Origin of the sequence: Acidiplasma sp. (assembly GCF_038728925.1) — an archaeon.
In the GTDB taxonomy this organism is placed as follows: Archaea; Thermoplasmatota; Thermoplasmata; order Thermoplasmatales; family Thermoplasmataceae; genus Acidiplasma; species Acidiplasma aeolicum.
In genome coordinates this window covers 41,370-60,309 of record NZ_JAVYSZ010000002.1, presented here as the reverse complement: position 1 = coordinate 60,309, position 18,940 = coordinate 41,370, and the positions used below count along the sequence as shown (strand labels likewise).

Below are 18,940 nucleotides of genomic sequence, written 5' to 3'. Positions count from 1 at the left end.
ATACCTCCTGATATATATTATCTATAACAGTTATATAAATATTTTCCTTTTTAATAATTGCTTGAAACTAATGATAATTTCCTCAACTAAAGATATTATATATAATAGATATATAACACCTATAACAAATAGAAAAAATAAATAAATGAAAATATGGGTGTTAAAATATGCGTTTGTTTGTTAATTTGAAGTTTAGGGATGTGTTAATTTCAGTAGGCATCGGAATAATATTTATGCTTGGAGCACTTCTTATTCAGCTGATCATTGACCAGATTCCTGAAATTATCATTCTTGTTGATCACCATTATAATATCTCATATTTAATAAAAAATATAAAAACGATAGAAATAAACAATGCCATTATTTATTCCATATATCTCGGCATGGCTGCAGGATTCATTCAGGAGGGATTTACATATTTTGCCATAAGCATAAAACCTGAAAAAATGGCATTTTTTATAGGCATTGGTTTTTCAGCAGTTGACATAGCTGTAATTTTCATCGAGGATTTTAATAATTTATCCGGATTTTTGCTTATATTAATAATATTAAATATTATTTTATCATTATTGTTTCATCCTGGAACGGCAACATTTATGAAATGGGGAAAATTATCCGGGCATGGAATAACAACATATACAATTTCATCTTTTCTTCACACAGCCATAGATGGCAGTCTTGTATATACAGATATATACATACTAACACATATAAAGCAGTATATAATTTCAACTGAGTTATTCTGGGCATTTACAATGGTTATTTCCATTGCAATATTTTTAATAGGCATTTTAAAACTTAACTCTTTAATACGGGATTAATACAAGTATACATATTTTATTGCAATTACAGGATTTAGAATTAATACTTTTATTCATTTTTGGTTATAATAATTAAAAATTCATTGTTGTATTTATTATATATAACAAAATTTAAATACAACCTTGTATTTAATTTTTATGGGGAAAGTAGGTACAGGAGGTAAGGCGGGAACATTATCTGGTCTTGTGTATGGAGTAATAGCGGGCATTTTTAGCTATATTACATTGATTATTTATAAAAATAATATTATGAAATTTTTATCCAAGGAGGCATCTTCAGAGGCATCATTGGGAGTTCATATTTCAGCATCACAGTTATATTCCACAGAGATTCAGAGTTCAATAGTTTTGGCTATAATCGGTGGGCTTATAATAGGAATAATCCTTGGTATAATTTTTGCCTATGTAAATGGAAGATTACCGGGTAAAAGTATGATAATAAAGGGGGAAATTTTTGGCCTTGTAATATGGATAATATTTGATGTTATAATTGATGCTTTGGATATAGGAACATTTGGATTATCATATTATATAACATCCGTAGGCCTTGGCATAATAAGTCTTTTAGTATTTGGCTATCTTCTTGGAAAACTATACACACGATTCGAAGGGAGTGATAAAATATTGACAGAGGGTGAATATAAAAACTAAAGGAAATGAAATTCTCTTTATTGTATATAAATTTGAATTAAGTTCAAAAATATCTATATTATTAAAGGCATAAAATTAATATTTTTTTAATTTTTTTAAAGATATTATAATGCTTATGATTGGATATATTTTCATAAGATCCTCATATTTATTGAAATTGATGTGTAAGAAATAAAAATATCTGGATAAATAATTTTTCAATTCTATATCAAATTAAATATTTAACTGAAAAGGCCATAAATAAACAATGAAGTTAAATATAAAATTAATCATTTTTACTTTAAAATTAATATAATCATAAATTATTTCTCTCTTTATCCTGCAGTTTTTTCCAGTCCACCTTTCCAGATGCTGTTTTTGGAAGGCTGTCAGTAAACTCTACCATATGTGGATATTTATAGCCGCCTATATTTTCCCTTGCCCATGCCACAATTTCCTCCTCACTTATGTTTTTATTTTTTCCAGATTCTTTTAAAACCACGAATGCCTTTACCTCTTCTCCAACCCTTGGATCTGGTGTTCCTACTGTGCATACCTCAAGTATGTCAGGATGGCGGAGCATTAGGTTGTCAATTTCTGCCGGCCAAACCTTGAATCCTGCACGATTAATCATTCTTTTTAAACGGTCAACAACAAAAAATGATCCCTCATCGTCCATGTATCCAATATCTCCTGTTCTCAAGAATTTTTTTCCATTTATTGAAATAAATGCATTTTCCGTATCCTCAGGTTTGTTAAGATATCCCTTAAATATGCTGGGACCGTTAACAACAATCTCACCTATTTCATTTTCAACCACTTTCCCTGTTTCTGGCGATATTATTTTTGCGTCGTACCCGAACTGTGGAATACCTATGCATTGAAGTTTTCTGTGCTCCGGCGGGTTTATATGCGTCTGCCCCATGGCCTCGGTCATGCCGTAGCCTTCAACAAATGGTATGTTAAATAATTCCTCCATTTTCTCAGCAAGCACCTTTGGCATTGCGGCTCCGCCTCCACCGATAAATCTAATCGATGAAAAATCCCTTTTATTTAGATCTTTTTGGTTTAAAAGGTCAACTATCATTGGCGCCACTGAAACAAAATGTGTAACCCTATATTTTTCTATTGCCTGTATTGCGGCCTCACTGTTCCAGCGTGTTAATATTGTTATGGTGGCCCCTGAGTAAATGGGAGAAAGCATTGAAAATGCAAGGCCTGTCACATGGAAAAATGGCGCAGCACCAAGTTCATTGGCAGATGAGGTTAACCTTCTCCATACAGAGGCACCAATGGCATTTGCTATTACAGATTTATTTGTATGAACACATCCCTTTGGTATTCCGGTGGTTCCTGATGTGTATGCTATTAAAGCCTCATCATCCATTTCTGAATTGGGGTCTATTTTACCATCCTTATGACTTATTGCCTCCTCCCATGGTATTCCAACAATTTTATGTTCTGCGGTTATGAATTCAGGAACAGGTATATCCGGTTTTTTTATATAATCTCTTAAGTTTCCGCAAATAATAATTATATTTAATTCATCATGCAATTTTTCCGGTATTTTTATTAATTCGGAGGTTGTTATTATCATTTTCATGCCAGTTTCTTTTGCGATGTAACTTGCAGTGCTGTAATCCAGTGCAGGACTCATTAAAACTATGGTGGCACCTGCACCCGCTATGGCAAAGAAAGAAATTATAAACTGTGGAGAATTCTGCATCATTATTCCAACCCTATCTCCCTTCTTAATTCCTTTAGATATTATAAACAAGGACAGATTATTAATATCGGCATAAATTTCGCTGTATTTTATTCTATGGCCATAATATATTATGGCGTCCTTAGAACCGTATAGCATTGATGAAATTTCCATCATTTTCCATATGTTCATGTCAGGATAGTCTATGGTATATGGAAGATAGTTTGGCCATATCCTAAACCATTTATAATGTTCCATAAAAAATTAACCAATGTTTATATATAAATATATTTAATATTACCTTATTACATTCAAGGATTGACTCCATGTCTAACCGTTAATTTGAGTGAATCAAATTATGATCATCAATTGCATCTAATTATGAAAATATTGATAAAATAGAATATAAAAAGCTAATTACATTAATTTTATTTTTTTGTATACTAAAAAAGGTTTATAAAGTTCTAATAGCTAGATTTTATATGTTTCCACCAGATCCAACAGTGAAAACCGGCTTTTATGAGGAAGATGTATATATGCAGGCCTTGGAGTTATATCCGTCCGTAGTGGATCTAATAAAAGGAAAAGCTGAGGAAAATAAAGACAAAACATTGATTCTTTTTAATAATGAAAGGTATTCATATAAAGAAACCGATGAAATAAGCTCAAGAATTGCTACGGGACTTATTAAGATGGGGGCCAAGAAAGGAGACAGAATAGGTATATATGCATTAAATTCTCCCCAATGGTTATTTTCATACCTTGGTATACTTAAGGCCGGCTGTATACCGGTTACCATAAATACAGGATTTGTAAAAGAGCCATTAATATATAACATAAATATGCCTGAAACAAAATTTTTATTTGTTGATACTAGACTTTTAAAAAATTATTTGGAAATTAAAGAAAATTTAAAATCAGTGGAAAATTTAATTTTAATTGGTGATCAAAGCAATATTAACGTCGGCATTGATAATATGATAACTTTAAATGAATTGCTTTCAGATGGGAAGGAAAATATATATACAGAATTAAAAGGCCATGATCCGGCCGCGATGATACTTACATCAGGTACCACTGGCCGTTCAAAGGTTGTTGTGGAGAGCAATGCACAATTCATTGTAACTGCACTTGATATGATAGATGCTGGAGGTGTTTCAGCTGACAGTGTTGTTTATATTTACCTGCCCCTATTTCATATAATGGCCCTTGATCTGGCGGCAATATCTGGAATTATGGCTAATGCCACCATTGTTCTGGTAGAAAAATTTGATCCCCTAAATTTTTGGAAAGATATAAAAAAATATGGAATCACGCATTTTCATGCCGTGGGGCCCATATTTGAGATGCTTATTAAGCAGCCGGAATCATCTGAGGAAAAAGACCATGAAAGGATTATTGCCATTGCATATGCTTCTAAGGAAGTATGGGAAATGGCTGAGAAAAGATTTAATATCTACATAACTGGTGGGTATGGCAGCACTGAGGCTGGAATTCCAGTCACAAGCCCATACAGTGATGTGATTAATAAAAAAAACAAACCAGGTAGTTGTGGTATGCCTGCTCCACCATTCGATGTTGAGATTCAGAATCCAAACGGATTTCCAGTAAAGCCGGGAGAAACTGGGGAAATAGTAATTAGACCCAGACTGCCATATGTAACCTTCCTGGAGTATTATAAAATGCCTGAGGCAACCATCAACGCATTCAGAGGCTTGTGGTTTCATACTGGAGATCTGGGTAAATATGACAGTGATGGTAATATTTATTTCGTTGATAGGCAAAAGGATTCAATAAGAAGAAGGGGAGAAAATATATCATCATTTGAGATAGAACAGATATTATTGAAGATGGATGAAATTTAGGGATGCAGCAGCATATCCTGTAAAACTGGATCATGATGAGGAGGTCATGATAGCAATTGTGCCTAAAATTAAAAATCTAAATGCAGAAAGAATTATAGATTTTTGTATGGAAAATATGCCGAATTTCTGGATTCCAAACTATATTAGATTTGTGGAATCCCTGCCGAGGACGCCAACAGGCAGAGTCCAAAAATATTTGCTAAGGGATCAGGCTATTACTGATGACACATTCAACATGAAAGATTATATAATAAAAAAACTAAAGGAAATGGGTAATAGATAATAATTTTTGCTTATTTTATTTTTATAAATATCAAACTTTTATTTTTTTATGTTTCCTGATTAATTATTAGTAATTGGATAATGGCAAGTGATATATAATTATTGGTAATGAATTCACATGATTATTTCAGCTGAGGATTATATAAATAGCCTTAAGGATGGCAGGGTTGTCTACTATCGTGGAAGGAAGGTTACAGACGTTGTGGATCATCATGTATTGAAGGTGCCGGTTGATCATGCATCCTCAATATATAAATTACAGTCAGATTCTGATTATAAAGAAATTACCTGCTATAATGATAATAATCTGGGTGTTACAAGTTCATTTTTCAAAATCCCAAGAAATACGGAGGACTTAATGCGCAGGCATGAGCTTATATATGAAACGACCAGATTGGGGAGGGGGCAGTTTAATATTATTCAGGCAATAGGAACAGATGCCATTTTTGCATTGATGTATGTATCAAGAAAGGTGGATGAAAAATATCATACCAATTATTATGAAAATGTAATAAATTTTTATAATAATGCTGCCAAAAATGATTTGGGCCTTGCGGTTGCACAGACTGACGTTAAGGGGGACAGATCATTAAGGCCGTCAGAGCAGAAGGACCCTGATATGTACCTGCACATAACAAAAAGGGACAAAAACGGCATATATGTATCAGGCGCAAAGGCACATACAACACAGTCTATTGCAGCGAACGAACTTATAGTACTGCCAACAAGAAGCATGAATTCTTCAGATAAGGATTATGCAGTATCATTTGCTATACCTGCAAATGCAAGGGGAATTACCATGTTTGCCAGACCAATGAAGGAGGTTGAAACGGTTGAAAATGACACCCTTTCAGTAATTGGAAGAAAAAACATGGAGGTCGAAACAGTAACGGTATTTGACAATGTATTTATACCAAATAACAGAATATTCCTTAACGGTGAATATGATTTTGCAGGGCTTCTTGCCATGATGTTCCCCACGTTTCACAGATTCACAGCACTTTCATACAGGGCAGCACTTGCTGATTTTTTAATTGGCACCGGCAAATTGCTTGCAGAATACAACGGCGTTTCCGATAAATCTAATATAAAAAGAAACCTTTCCGTTCTTATAGAATATAAGGAAAATTTAAGGGCAAATGCAATAGCAGCGGCATATAAATGCAATTATGATAATATCTCCGGCATTGCCATTCCAAATATAATATATACAAATGTTGGAAAGCTTTTTGCAAATCAGAATTATACCGATGTAATTAAAAATATAGTTGATATTGCCGGTGGTATGGTTGCAACAATGCCATCATATGAAGATTTTGAGAATCCCGATGAAAAAGATATATTATTAAAATATTTAACAGGCAGGGATAGAAATGAAACCATAAACAGAATTAAATTATTCCAGACTTTAAGGGAATTTATTTCATCCCTTGGGTCATTATATCTTGCAGGAATGATTCACGCAGAGGGATCAATAGAGGCCAGCATACTTGAGTTAACCAGATCATATGATTATTCAAATAGCATTGCGCTCGGTGAGTATTCTGCAGGGATAAGGGATAAACTATAATTATAAATAATAATTTTAATCCATTTTGCCATGTCTCCCGTGACCTGAAATAAATTTTTTTGCGCCATCCCTTACAGCACCGCCATCAATGGTTTTTTTACCAAATTCAGCTTCTATTCTTAAACCCTTATTCAACGGTTCATAAAGCCCATTATAAAGTGAAAGACGGTCATTTATTAATGTATCCCATGGATATGAATCCATAATTTTTGCTATTTCAATGGCCTTTTCCAGCGCCCTTCCATTATCTGTTATATAATTCACCAGCCCAATTTTATAGGCTTCATCAGCAGATATAAGCTTGCCAGTTAATATCATATCAAGTGCCCTCCCAACCCCTATGATCTTCGGCAATCTCTGTGTGCCACCATCTATTAAGGGAACACCAAACCGCCTTTCAAGAAATCCAAATTTTGCATCCTTTCCAGAAATTCTTATGTCAGCAGAGAGTGCCATTTCCAGACCTCCTGCAACACAGTAACCCTCTATTGCAGCTATTAATGGCTTCTGAAAAAACATTCTTGTAAAACCCATTGGACCGTTTTTGTTAAGTACTTCTCCACTCATTTTTTCCGCATCAGATAAATCTGCACCTGATGAAAAATTACCGCAATTCCCTGTTATAATGCATACATGCTGTTCATTATCTGAATTAAATTCTTCCATGGCATTTTCTAACATTTTGGATGTTTTATAATTCACGGCATTTCTTACATTTGGTCTGTTAATTGTTACTATGGTTATTCTGTCCTTTTTATTTATAATAACCTCATCCATTTTGCTAAAATATATAAGTATAATATTAAATTAACCCTAAGTAAAAATGTAATTTCCCTTCTGTTATACTTGTTTTTATCTAAAAGATCCTTCCATTTCTTGAATATATTACTGTCATGGAAATCATTCATTGTGTTGATATGTTTTAGAATCATGGCCAGATGAATAAGATGATAACGTTTGCCAAATAGGGCATTAAAGACATTATACAGAAATATTTTTAAAAAAATGTTTCTTATTTTGGATATATGTTTTTCTGGTAATCTACAATTTTTTAGTCCTAATTTTAGATATTCTGCCTTATATATCAGGTCAAAATAATCTGCATTTTATTGATTTTAATTCGTTAAAATATTGGCATACCAACATTAATTTTCTACTTAAGCTTTATTATATATAATCACTAGACCTTATGCCAATTTATTATAATTTTCGAATATTATCTTTTATAATTCTTTAATTTATTATCTACAAATCCTTTAAATCTTTATTATTTCTTCATTACAGAATATTATATTCAATGGTTTATTGGAGCATTATCATTATTTATGTCAATTAAATCGCCCATTCTTCTTATAATTATAATAGTTTTTAACAACAGGATTGAATTCTTTATATGTATTTGTATAATTAATTTAACTATAATTATATTTCATTACAATTTAAATGAAATATATGAATATTCCTTATATCATTAAATTATTTTATGTATATGCAATCCCTGTTTAATTCCTTTATGGATGAATAGCCTGCAAGACCCATTTCCAGATCCATTTCAGACCTCAAATAATTCATATAGCATTCAACACCACGCTGACCTGCAACAGATAATGCATATGCATAGGGCCTTCCTATTAAAACTGCCTTTGCCCCAAGAGCAAGGGCCTTCACGGCATCTGCTGCATGCCTTATTCCGCTGTCAAATAATATACTTCCATTTATTTTATTGTTTCCTGTTATTTCATTTAACGCATCTATTGAGGGGATAGCCCCATCAACCTGTCTGCCACCATGGTTTGATATAACCACAGCATCGGCTTTTAATTCGAATGCCTTTTTTACATCCATATATGAAGATATACCCTTAATAATTAATGGCAGGTCAGTCCATTTCCTTATTTCTGAAAAATCCTCCCATGTAAATCCGGGATTAACATATACAAATAAAAATTCCTCTATTGCATCCTGAATATTATCCTCAGGATTTTTTCCAAGCCTTGACCTAAATTCAGGATCAGTTAAATAATTTGCAATTCCCTCACCCTCCAAAAATGGGAGATATGCATTCTTTAAATCTATTTCGCGCCAGCCAAGCATTGTTGTATCAACAGTTACCATTATAGCGCTGTATCCAGAATTATCAGCACGTTCTATCATGCTCTTCATTATTTTTTTATCCCTTCCTGGATAAATCTGGAACCATTTTTCACTATTTTTATTTTCCTTAGCTATATCCTCTATGCTTACAGATGAAACCGTGCTCAAAACAAATGGCATTTTTAAATTTGCTGCAGCCCTTGCAGTGGCCATTTCAGCATCCTTATGAAGTATTGATTGCACACCTATTGGGGCGAGTATAAATGGGGTATCAAATTTTTTACCAAATAATTCTATGGAAATGTCCCTACCTTCAACGTTCCTTAAATATCGTGGTCTGATATAATATCTTAAGAATGCTTTTCTATTCTCATTCATTGTATCCTCATTTCCCGCAGCACCCTCTAGGTATCCCCAAGCATTTTTATTTAAGGTTTCCATTGCAAGTCTTCTCCAGTCCTCTATTGAGACTGGTAAATCATAATTTTCATTGGTTTTGGTATATATTTTTAGCTGCGATTCTATTCCATAATTCATAATAATGTTATTGTAAATATAATATAAAAGTTTAGTATAAATTATATAAAAGTATGTTAATTTTTCTTACCACTTTTATCTGGGTTTGTTAATTTATGGGCTGAACTCCTTACCAAATATTTTTCTGGATATAATTAATTTCTGTATGTCTGGAGTGCCATCACCAAGCAGAAATCCCCTTGAAATCCTGAATTTTCTCTCCAGGGATGATGTTTTTGAATATCCAGCAGCACCAAGTGTTTGAAGGGCATCACTAACAGCATTGAACGCCACCTCACATCCATACCCCTTAACAGCCGCACTCTCTATTCTGTTATCAATGCCATGGTTCTCCATGGAAAGTGCCCTGTAGGCAAGTGCCCTAATTGACTCTATTTTTGCCATATCATCGGCCAGCCTGAATGATACGGCCTCAAATTTTGATATTGGCATCCCAAATGCCCTCCTCATCTTTGCATATTCAATGGCTTCAGTCAGTGCACTTTCGGCTATGCCAATCGCATATAAACCAACATGAACTCTCTGTATTGAAAGAATATCCATTAAAAGCTTAAATCCCTTATTTTCCTCTCCAACCAGATGGGTATCTGGAACCCCTACATTATTCATTCTGATGCCACCAAATTCGCCCTTAAACATATGTGCCATATTTTCTATTTCATATGTTTCAATTCCATCCATGGAACTGTCCAGCATAATAATGCTTATACCACTGCCAGTTCTGGTTGAAACCATAAAAATATCAGCAATACCTGGATTGCTGACAAAGGCCTTTTCCCCTGATATTATATATTTATTTTCTGATTTATGGGGCTCGGTTGTTATATGATATGCATCCGAACCATGCCCCGGTTCTGTATATGCCCCGCATATAACAGAATTACCTGATAAATACTTTTGTATATATTTTTCCCTTAAACTTTCATCACCTATATGTGGAAGCAGCCTTGAAAAGTGCATGGTCAGAAAAGCAGGTAATGGGAACTCATATTTCCCCATCTCCTCGGAAATAATTCCAAGCATTACATCATCAACATTTTCATTAACATCCATGGGAAGTGTCAGCGGCAACAGCATCCCGGATAAATCCTTCATAATCTTCACTGGAAATTCGCGATTATCAAGATAATGCTGATAGTTTGGAACATAATTTTTCTGACAGTACTCATCAAAGTTATTCTTTATGAGGTTCTCCTCATCACTGAGTTTTCCACTAAGATCCATTTTATTTACCCCTCCATTTTATTTTTTCCTTATTAATAAATGCCCTCTGGGCGTTTTTAAAATCCTGAGAGCTGGCATTTATGGCAAGATAATTACCGGCAAGCCTTTCAAGATCCCTAAATTTTATCTTATATTCATTTATGATTTTCTTTGTATTTTTAATGGACATTGGTGAATTTCTTCGAATTTTTTCAGTAAATTCATATATCATAAATGGTAGTTGTTCAGCTGGGACAACAAGATCCACAATGCCTATATCCCTGGCAGTCCTGGCATTAATCCATTCTGATGTTAAAAGATATCTAAATAACCTTCTTCCCATAAGTGAAATACCGTGAGAAGATGCAATTGGTGGAAGTGCACCAATTAATCCCTCGGGAACAGAAAAAACTGATCTATCACTGGCTATTACAATGTCAAACAGCATGTTAAGCTCACAGCCACCACCGAAGGCAATACCATCAACTATGGATATTATTGGTTTATTTGTGCTGTTAATTGTGTCTATCAATGGGTTGGCATAATGATCCAGCCATAATGGCGCATCCATTGAATCTTGCCAGTTTTCCATCATTCTTATATCATCACCTGAAGAAAATGCCCTGCCTGATCCTGTAATAATAATGGAAAGAACATTGTCATCACTATTTGCCCTCTCCAGGGCAAGCCGTAATCCCTCCCACATTTGATCATTCAGTGCATTAAGTGTTTCAGGCCTGTCCATGAGAATATGAGCATAATTATCCACAGATCTATACTTTACAGGGCCAAAATCCATTATTTCAGGGTTATATTTATAAAAACCTGTACCTGTCAATGTACCCAGATTTTTTTTATTAACCATTTTTAATAATTTTCCACATGGTTTATATAAATTAAGCCTGTATTTTTTGTAATTTTTATCAAGGTTTTCAACTATATTATTTATTCCTATGCTGTCGGCCATGGAAAATATTCCTTTTTGAGAGCCGTAATCCTGTTTAAGGAACATATCCAGATCTGCTTGCTTTACATACTTAACAAGAAATGATGCAAGGTTAATTACAGGTGATATTACATCGTATGGATTTATGTCATAAATATCATCTTCTGGAATTAGGCTGGTTCTATCAATATAATTCCTGAAACCATTAATCATATCTTTATTGTGATGATATGCATTGTACATATTTTCAGGGATATCTGGTATATTTAGCCCCAGGGATGCGTACCTGCCAAATACTTTATCAATTCCAAATACATCCATAAGCTGAAATATACCATGAGTAAATCCAAATCTAAATTTTAATACACCATCAATGGTTTTTTTATCAAATCCATTATTAATCAACTGAATGCCAGAACTAAAAAAATTAGCTTGAAATCTATCAAGTACATTAATTCCAGAAACATTTTTTATCAAAACGGTATTATATCCAATTTCTTTAAGGAGATTAATAATTTCATGTGTTTTTTTATGTCCAATGTATCTGTCTGGCAAAAGTTCGGTAAATGGCATGAATGTAAGTTCCGGAAAATTTATTATATTCAATCCTGATAAATCAATTGGATTTTCTTCTGATAAAAGGGTTTTTAAATTTTCTGGAATAATACAAAATATGCCATGAAAAGAATTTCTCAACTTATTTAGAATCTCCACAGCATTATTATCTTCTGAATTTATAAAAAAGAAAATTATTTCTGCGGGCATTATATCATTTATATTTTCAATGACATTTATATGGTTTAATCCTGCTATCTGTTCATTTTTAACACTATTTTTATTCATTCCTGAAGTGTAATAAAAAATTGATTTATACTGTAATCTTCTACATAGCGATAAAAATTCCTGATTGATTTTCCGGGAATACAAAATAATTCCAATATTTTTAATCATAGTACCATGAATTAAACGTTTTTATTCTAATATATTTTTCCGGTAAAACATAACATAACTAAAATTAAAGTCTATATTCAGGAGAATTACTATCATACAGATATAATTATTAAATAATAAAGAGATATAGAATTATATGCCCATATAACCATATTACCATAAAATATTTATTGCGATTTATAATATAATTGGTAAAAACAACCATCATTTTGGATGATAATATATACAAAGAACTTATTGATGAATCTATAGAAAGATATGGTACATAAAAAAACTCTCTCTATTAATAAACGAAAAATTAAGGAACTGCAATAAAAATAAAAACATAGAAAAAGATAAACTCAAATTGACATATAGGCTTGGAAGAAAATTAACAAATGCTGAAATAGACAAAGCAAATGAGGAATACAGGGAAAAACAGGACGGAAGCCGTAATAGATACAAATGTATTAATCTATGAATTCATTGAGGATTCGGAATACCACAATGATGTAAAGAGGTACTAAATAAATAGGCATTATAATAATACCAGAAATGGTTATAAATGAATTTATATATGTTTAATCAAGAATTGGTATTCCTTTTAAAATTATAAAAAATAAGATTGTTGAAATTTATAATTCCTATCAATCAAAGGTAATAGAGATAAAAAATGATTATATTATTAATATAATAGATAATTCAAATAATATTTACGAATTCAAAAATTTCAATGATATAATAATATCATTTATATCAAAAATTAATAATGTACCTTTATTCTCATTTGATAACAATTTACAAAAATATGAATGTAAATTCCGGAAAAATTATTATAAACCAAGCCTAATAAATCAATGAAATTTATATGGTTTAACCTGCTATCTGTTCATTTTTAACACTATTTTTATCCATATCATAGCTAAATTTAAACCAATGTAGGCATGTATACTCAACAAAATGCCATCTTTTTAATATTAAAAATACTTATTCCCTGCTCGAAAGATATAAAAGGCCATGCCAAATATATTATAATATGAATGGCAATATCTCAAATGTTTATATAATAGATGCAAAGAGAACCCCTATAGGTAAAAGAAATGGCGCGCTTAAGGATGTGCATCCAGTTGACCTCCTTGGAAATCTGACCCGTGAGGTACTGGATTATAATTCAATAAACCCAGAAAATGTTGATGAATTTATAACAGGCTGTGTAAGCCAGACCGGCAATCAGGGAGGAAACATAGCCAGAAATGCATGGTTATCTGCGGGATTACCTGAATCTGTCCCGGGTGTTTCAATTGACAGGCAGTGTGGTTCAAGCCTTCAGGCCCTCGAATTTGCAAGGAATGGAATTATGTCCGGGGATTATGATATTGCGATAGCCTCAGGTGTGGAATCCATGACAAGGGTTCCAATGTTAAGCACCATCGAAAAGGAGAATCCAATAACAGAGGGTTTAAGAAGAAGATATAATCTCGGCAATGAGTGGTTCAGCCAGGCATACGGTGCCGAGCTTATAGCAAAGAAGTTCGAAATATCCAGACAGGAGATGGATTTACTGAGCTATGAAAGCCATATCAGGGCCACAAAGGCCAGAGAATTACTTAAAAAGGAAATGATCCCAGTAAAATATAATGGAAATACCATACTTGATTATGATCAGGGTGTGCGTGAAAAACCCGATCTTGAAAAAATGAACGAACTTCCACCCGCATTCCCCAATTTAAGGATGATTACTGCAGGAAATGCCAGCCAGATATCTGATGGTGCTAGTGTGGCAATTCTTGCATCTGAAACTGCAGTTGAAAAGTACAACCTGAAGCCAAGGGCTGTGGTAAAAAACGTTACAGCTGTTGGTGTTGATCCGGTAACCATGCTCACCGGCCCAATTCCTGTCACTGAAAAAGTTCTAAAGAGAACAGGATTAACACTGGATGACATAGATGTTTTTGAGGTTAACGAGGCATTTGCATCGGTTGTTTTGGCATGGGAAAAGGAATTAAGGGTGGATCATGATAAAGTAAATATAAACGGGGGTGCAATAGCACTTGGGCACCCACTGGGTGCGACTGGCACCAGGATAGTTTCAACCCTTCTTAATATAATGGATGATAAAAAATACAGATATGGCTTGATAGCCATATGCGAGGGAGGTGGCATGGCCAACGGTGCAATTATAGAGAGATTAGAATAAGTACTTTACTTAAATGCCATAAACCTATAATTATGCTAGGTTACAGTTTCTGTTAACCATGTTAACATACACCTTTAGAAGTTATCATGCCAATGAATTTTGGTATGCTTAAACTTCCTGGATACAACCCAATACCCTCTATCTCATCAAATGCTTCAGGGATTGCCTTTTTATAATATTATATGATGCATTTAAATCTGCATGTATTAATGTTCCATTCAAAGATTTGAATATTCCCCTGCTTATCCTCTTTCCAAGATATATTTCATGCTTTTCTATTGTTTCATTATCAAGGAAGGAGCATTTGGATGTGTATGATTCCTCATGTGTTATTACATTTATTCCGTATTCCTGACCCTTGTAATATATCTGGTTAATTAATGCATTAAATGGTATCTATGCAGGCCATAGTCTGCATTTTATTTATTTCTGCAATATAAATACTATTTTATATCCATATAATGATTATAATTCCCTTGGTTATAGTACAAGCTTACCAATATTTATATTAATTTTATAATTAAATCTAATCATTTAATATTGTTTTTACAATTTTCAGAGTTTTTTCATAATCAAGCCACTGCAGATTTTTGAATGTCTCCTTAAGTTCTGCATCATTTAAATATATATAATAAGGAAGCATTGTATACTTCTCTGCACCAAGATTTTTAACAAGTTTTTTCATTTCATTGTAATGTTCCATAAATTTATTTTTATCACCGGTTTTAATATATATCAAGCAATAACTTCCATGGGCATAAACCATTCCACCAGGATACTTAACTTGCTCCTGAATTGACAGTGCCATATCAGAATATTTTAAGCTGGAAATAAAATCACCCTTCATGGAGCTTGCTATAGATAATGCAGCATAGGTTTTACCGTATTCCACGGGAGCATTCAGGTTTTTATTTATTTCTATTGATTTTTTTCCATACTCAATCGCCTCATTAGGATCTAACCAGCAGTATGCCTCGACAAGATTGTTATACAATTTACCCTGTAGACCTAAAACGTTGAGTTTTCTTGCCAGTTCCATGGAGTTGAAATATTTAGCAATTGCATCTTCCAGCATAAAATTAAAACGATAGATATGACCCTCTATTCTGAGCATCTCTGCAAATTGTACAGTATTCATCTTATTTTCCCCATATCCAGATTCCAGAATATTCAAAGCGTCTAGAAATTTACCAAAAAGAAATGTAATATCTCCTATTTGATTTTGTGATTTAAGATAAATTTCATTATCTTTATTATTTCTATACTTTTCTGAGATCCCATTAAATATAGAAAGTGCATCTTTATACCTGCCCATAACACGCAATGTATCGGCCTTGTAATATGATATATAATCCTTAAAGTTACCAAATAATGGATTTTCTGGATTAATATTTTCAAGAATTTTAATACTGTCTTCCAGCATTCCAATTCTCCTTAGATAGACAGCAAAAAGGAACTGAATACGATCATCATTGGGATGCCTTTTAAGTATTTGGGCTGATATGCTTCCGACAACATTCCAGTACCCCGCATCAACAATAAATATTGAAAGTTCAATAAACTTCTCTCCAATATCTATACCCGATTCCGACATGTAGGAAAGAAGATTCAGAACGTTGGGATAAAAAACCACCATTGCATCATATGGTATATTTTTTTTATTATCATTAAGATATTTTATAACACCTGAAAAAATTTTTTCCATAATCTTCGATTTACCACTTATTGTGGGATTGTTTATAACATACTCATAAAAATTGTCATGTACTTTGTATATACCTTCCAGATTGTCAACTTTTAATACAAATGAATGGCTGGTTATTTCGTCAAAGTCAGATATGGCAATTGGTATATTAAGCTCCTTTACAAGAATTTCAAAGATGTTAAAATTAAAAAAATGAATGTATGATAATGCAATGAAAAGTGTTCTTTCATCATCTGAAAGGTGTGATAGAAACCTAGGTATAATTTCATTGGTTGGAATTATAAAATCATATGCAGTCATATTATTTTTATTTCTCAAATAAATTTCAACGCAGAGGTCAAGGTATAGTGGAAGTCCTTTGCTGCTGCTTATTATGGATTTTCTAATGGATTCATCTAAAATTGGTACGGATCTAAGGAAATAATCAGAATCCTGATCACTGAGATAATCAAGTATGTGCTGATCAAGTATTTCATTCCATGATGGGTCCTTTTGCTCCCATTTTATATATTCCCTGCTCCCTATTATAAATAATGTTTGTTTAGAAGAAAGTACTAATTCCTGTATAAATTCATCAGGATCATTATTTGCGAGCTGGAAATCCTGGCGCCTATATATTGATTCATATGAATCAAGAAATATGGCAAATATTGAATTTTTACTTTTTGCAGCTATTGAAATATCTATTCCAAGAAGGTGTGGAAGCCTTTCAGATATTTCCTCCGGATTTCTTTTGCATGAATCAATGGCCTCAATTTCATTATGATATTCCTTAAACTGTATTGAGTACTTTTCCCTGAGCTTTATGGCAATTTTATCTATAAGCCCCACAGGAATGTGTATTGCCTCAAGAATTTCACCTGTTACATCCCAAATAACGCTATTTTTAGGTATAAACTCCTTAATCTGATCAGCAGTTTTTCCTATTGAGGAGAGGTATTTAACAAGGCCATAATCAAAAAGAACACATGGGAATTTTATTTGTTTTCTAAGTCCAAGCAGAACTGCAGATGGGGAGTTGTATTCATTTATATCCATTCCGGCAAATATGATATTTATTTTAATTTTACTTTGTTCTTTATTTCTTTTATCCACGTCATCCATTAGTTTAGATATAAGCCGTGTTTTTCCTATTCCGCCCACACCGTAATAAACCAGAACCTTTCTGGTTATTTTACCTGCAGTTATCGCCTCCAACCATTGATTGAATACCATCACTGGTTCTATTCTATCCGTAAACTTTTTAATAGCCTGCTGTGTTTTTCTTGAAAACTTGCTCTCAGGCAATGCCACCACCCAAATCTTGAATGCCGTACATTGTACTGTATATGCTTTTTCCATAATCTTCATTACCCCTGCCTGCAGACAGTGATTTATATACATCATCCACAAGTCCTGTGTAATGTGCTAATAATCTATCAGTCTCAGAAGATGAGAACAAAATCTTAGTTCCTTTATCATCTGTGAGTGTAACCTTAAGTTCTGAATGGTTTAGCCTAATTTTTACATTTGTTTCGGGAAACATAAAATCCGTGTATTTAAGTGAGGAGTTTGAAACCCAGTTGGTAACTGTATGTCCAAAGCCGGTACCATTTTTAGAGTCATTAAACATCATGGAAGCAATTGAAAATAAATCAGAAAAGTTTCCAGAGTAACTATCACCAAATGTTAGTGATTCCAAACTTATATCGTCAAAAATGGAATATAGCATACTTAAAATATTAGACCCACTATCAACCCAGCTCCCTAAAAGACTTAAAGCTTTATTTTGTAATTCACCTCCAATATAATATGGATCAGAAAAATAGGAACAGAAACTTCCTATTTTCCCATAACTTTTATAAAGCTCTTTTAGTGATTTCCTAAACCAGACAATTTCAGGCGAATATACAAAATGAAATGCATTATAAATCAATGCATGATTTACCTTGGCACTTTTTAATAAATTATTATATTCATTTATATTTAGAACTGAAGGTTTCTCCACCACTATGTTTTTTCCAGATAATAAAATTTGAGATGAAGTTGTGTAATGGTTATCTGTCGGTGTGCATACTATGCACGTTTTTATTCGATCATCATCAATCAGGTTTGATAAAGTTTTATAAAAACTATGTCCCGTTATGTTAGTAGATATATTCTTATCATAAATTCCCACGATATTCATTTTACCATTCATTAGTATGGCCTTTTCCCAATACTTTGCAATATAACCATATCCGACAATGGCCACATTTATATTTTCATTCATTTCAACTGACATAATTATCATTATTATATAGGAATTAAAATATTCCTTTACGAATACAACTGATTAATATTAATAAATTTTTGCATTACCTGAATACATAAAGGAAAACATTTGTGTGAGGAAGACGTATAATAATTAATTATTCAATACTAAAGCGGGAATAGATAAAATAAAATCTCTATTATTATCCTTATGAATTCATGG

General features: G+C 32.9%; 14 protein-coding genes. 6 read left to right on the top strand and 8 right to left on the bottom strand.

Going from position 1 to position 18,940, the window contains the following annotated elements; all coding sequences use genetic code 11:
- Window positions 1-167: 167 nt before the first annotated feature.
- The gene (locus QXW15_RS01670) at window positions 168-821 is read left to right on the top strand and encodes a hypothetical protein (protein ID WP_342789861.1); all 654 of its coding nucleotides are present in this window, start codon (window positions 168-170) and stop codon (window positions 819-821) included.
- Between the two features lie 138 nt (window positions 822-959).
- Window positions 960-1,472 (top strand): DUF6789 family protein, encoded by a 513-nt coding sequence (locus QXW15_RS01665; protein ID WP_287954712.1) that lies wholly within the window; start codon window positions 960-962, stop codon window positions 1,470-1,472.
- Between the two features lie 295 nt (window positions 1,473-1,767).
- Here the strand turns inward: QXW15_RS01665 and QXW15_RS01660 are convergent, their stop codons facing one another.
- Window positions 1,768-3,414: an AMP-binding protein gene (locus tag QXW15_RS01660; RefSeq protein ID WP_342789860.1), complete on the bottom strand. Its 1,647-nt coding sequence runs from the start codon at window positions 3,412-3,414 to the stop codon at window positions 1,768-1,770.
- Window positions 3,415-3,638: 224 nt separating this feature from the next.
- Between QXW15_RS01660 and QXW15_RS01655 the strand changes: the two genes are divergently transcribed.
- The 3 genes from QXW15_RS01655 to QXW15_RS01645 all read left to right on the top strand — a co-directional run bounded on the left by QXW15_RS01655 (window position 3,639) and on the right by QXW15_RS01645 (window position 6,873).
- Window positions 3,639-5,021 carry an AMP-binding protein gene (locus QXW15_RS01655; RefSeq protein WP_342789859.1) on the top strand — a complete coding sequence of 461 codons (1,383 nt, stop codon included), beginning with the start codon at window positions 3,639-3,641 and terminating at the stop codon, window positions 5,019-5,021.
- Entirely contained in the window at window positions 5,011-5,304 is a 294-nt protein-coding gene (locus QXW15_RS01650) for an AMP-binding enzyme (RefSeq protein WP_342789858.1), read from the top strand. Before QXW15_RS01655 ends, QXW15_RS01650 begins: the two co-directional genes overlap by 11 nt.
- 120 nt (window positions 5,305-5,424) lie before the next feature.
- Window positions 5,425-6,873, top strand: a complete 1,449-nt coding sequence (locus QXW15_RS01645) for a 4-hydroxyphenylacetate 3-hydroxylase N-terminal domain-containing protein (RefSeq protein ID WP_405021908.1) — start codon at window positions 5,425-5,427, stop codon at window positions 6,871-6,873.
- 15 nt (window positions 6,874-6,888) lie between these two features.
- Here the strand turns inward: QXW15_RS01645 and QXW15_RS01640 are convergent, their stop codons facing one another.
- The 4 genes from QXW15_RS01640 to QXW15_RS01625 form a co-directional block, all read right to left on the bottom strand.
- Window positions 6,889-7,650 (bottom strand): crotonase/enoyl-CoA hydratase family protein, encoded by a 762-nt coding sequence (locus QXW15_RS01640; RefSeq protein WP_342789854.1) that lies wholly within the window; start codon window positions 7,648-7,650, stop codon window positions 6,889-6,891.
- Between the two features lie 699 nt (window positions 7,651-8,349).
- A complete protein-coding gene (locus QXW15_RS01635) occupies window positions 8,350-9,504 on the bottom strand; it encodes an alpha-hydroxy-acid oxidizing protein (protein WP_342789852.1) in 1,155 nt (384 codons plus the stop codon).
- Window positions 9,505-9,597: 93 nt separating this feature from the next.
- Complete coding sequence (locus tag QXW15_RS01630) at window positions 9,598-10,728, bottom strand: acyl-CoA dehydrogenase family protein (RefSeq protein WP_342789850.1); 1,131 nt, start codon at window positions 10,726-10,728, stop codon at window positions 9,598-9,600.
- Window position 10,729: 1 nt separating this feature from the next.
- Window positions 10,730-12,496, bottom strand: coding sequence for an enoyl-CoA hydratase-related protein (locus QXW15_RS01625; protein WP_342789847.1), 1,767 nt, complete (start codon window positions 12,494-12,496; stop codon window positions 10,730-10,732).
- A gap of 1,123 nt (window positions 12,497-13,619) precedes the next feature.
- Between QXW15_RS01625 and QXW15_RS01620 the strand changes: the two genes are divergently transcribed.
- Window positions 13,620-14,780 carry a thiolase family protein gene (locus tag QXW15_RS01620; protein WP_342789845.1) on the top strand — a complete coding sequence of 387 codons (1,161 nt, stop codon included), beginning with the start codon at window positions 13,620-13,622 and terminating at the stop codon, window positions 14,778-14,780.
- Window positions 14,781-14,918: 138 nt separating this feature from the next.
- On the opposite strand, the gene QXW15_RS01615 is transcribed toward QXW15_RS01620, so the two are convergent.
- The 3 genes from QXW15_RS01615 to QXW15_RS01605 all read right to left on the bottom strand — a co-directional run bounded on the left by QXW15_RS01615 (window position 14,919) and on the right by QXW15_RS01605 (window position 18,748).
- A complete protein-coding gene (locus QXW15_RS01615) occupies window positions 14,919-15,113 on the bottom strand; it encodes a hypothetical protein (RefSeq protein WP_342789888.1) in 195 nt (64 codons plus the stop codon).
- Between the two features lie 193 nt (window positions 15,114-15,306).
- Window positions 15,307-17,826, bottom strand: a complete 2,520-nt coding sequence (locus tag QXW15_RS01610) for a hypothetical protein (protein ID WP_342789844.1) — start codon at window positions 17,824-17,826, stop codon at window positions 15,307-15,309.
- Entirely contained in the window at window positions 17,765-18,748 is a 984-nt protein-coding gene (locus QXW15_RS01605) for a Gfo/Idh/MocA family oxidoreductase (protein WP_342789843.1), read from the bottom strand. The genes QXW15_RS01610 and QXW15_RS01605 overlap by 62 nt, the downstream gene beginning before the upstream one ends.
- Between the last annotated feature and the right edge of the window lie 192 nt (window positions 18,749-18,940).

Bases quoted from the DNA above. Each gene is read 5' to 3' on its own strand.
- QXW15_RS01670 (WP_342789861.1), top strand. From the start codon at position 168: ATGCGTTTGTTTGTTAATTTGAAGTTTAGGGATGTGTTAATTTCAGTA.
- QXW15_RS01665 (WP_287954712.1), top strand. From the start codon at position 960: ATGGGGAAAGTAGGTACAGGAGGTAAGGCGGGAACATTATCTGGTCTT.
- QXW15_RS01660 (WP_342789860.1), bottom strand. From the start codon at position 3,414: ATGGAACATTATAAATGGTTTAGGATATGGCCAAACTATCTTCCATAT.
- QXW15_RS01655 (WP_342789859.1), top strand. From the start codon at position 3,639: ATGTTTCCACCAGATCCAACAGTGAAAACCGGCTTTTATGAGGAAGAT.
- QXW15_RS01650 (WP_342789858.1), top strand. From the start codon at position 5,011: ATGAAATTTAGGGATGCAGCAGCATATCCTGTAAAACTGGATCATGAT.
- QXW15_RS01640 (WP_342789854.1), bottom strand. From the start codon at position 7,650: ATGGATGAGGTTATTATAAATAAAAAGGACAGAATAACCATAGTAACA.
- QXW15_RS01635 (WP_342789852.1), bottom strand. From the start codon at position 9,504: ATGAATTATGGAATAGAATCGCAGCTAAAAATATATACCAAAACCAAT.
- QXW15_RS01630 (WP_342789850.1), bottom strand. From the start codon at position 10,728: ATGGATCTTAGTGGAAAACTCAGTGATGAGGAGAACCTCATAAAGAAT.
- QXW15_RS01625 (WP_342789847.1), bottom strand. From the start codon at position 12,496: ATGAATAAAAATAGTGTTAAAAATGAACAGATAGCAGGATTAAACCAT.
- QXW15_RS01620 (WP_342789845.1), top strand. From the start codon at position 13,620: ATGAATGGCAATATCTCAAATGTTTATATAATAGATGCAAAGAGAACC.
- QXW15_RS01610 (WP_342789844.1), bottom strand. From the start codon at position 17,826: ATGGAAAAAGCATATACAGTACAATGTACGGCATTCAAGATTTGGGTG.
- QXW15_RS01605 (WP_342789843.1), bottom strand. From the start codon at position 18,748: ATGTCAGTTGAAATGAATGAAAATATAAATGTGGCCATTGTCGGATAT.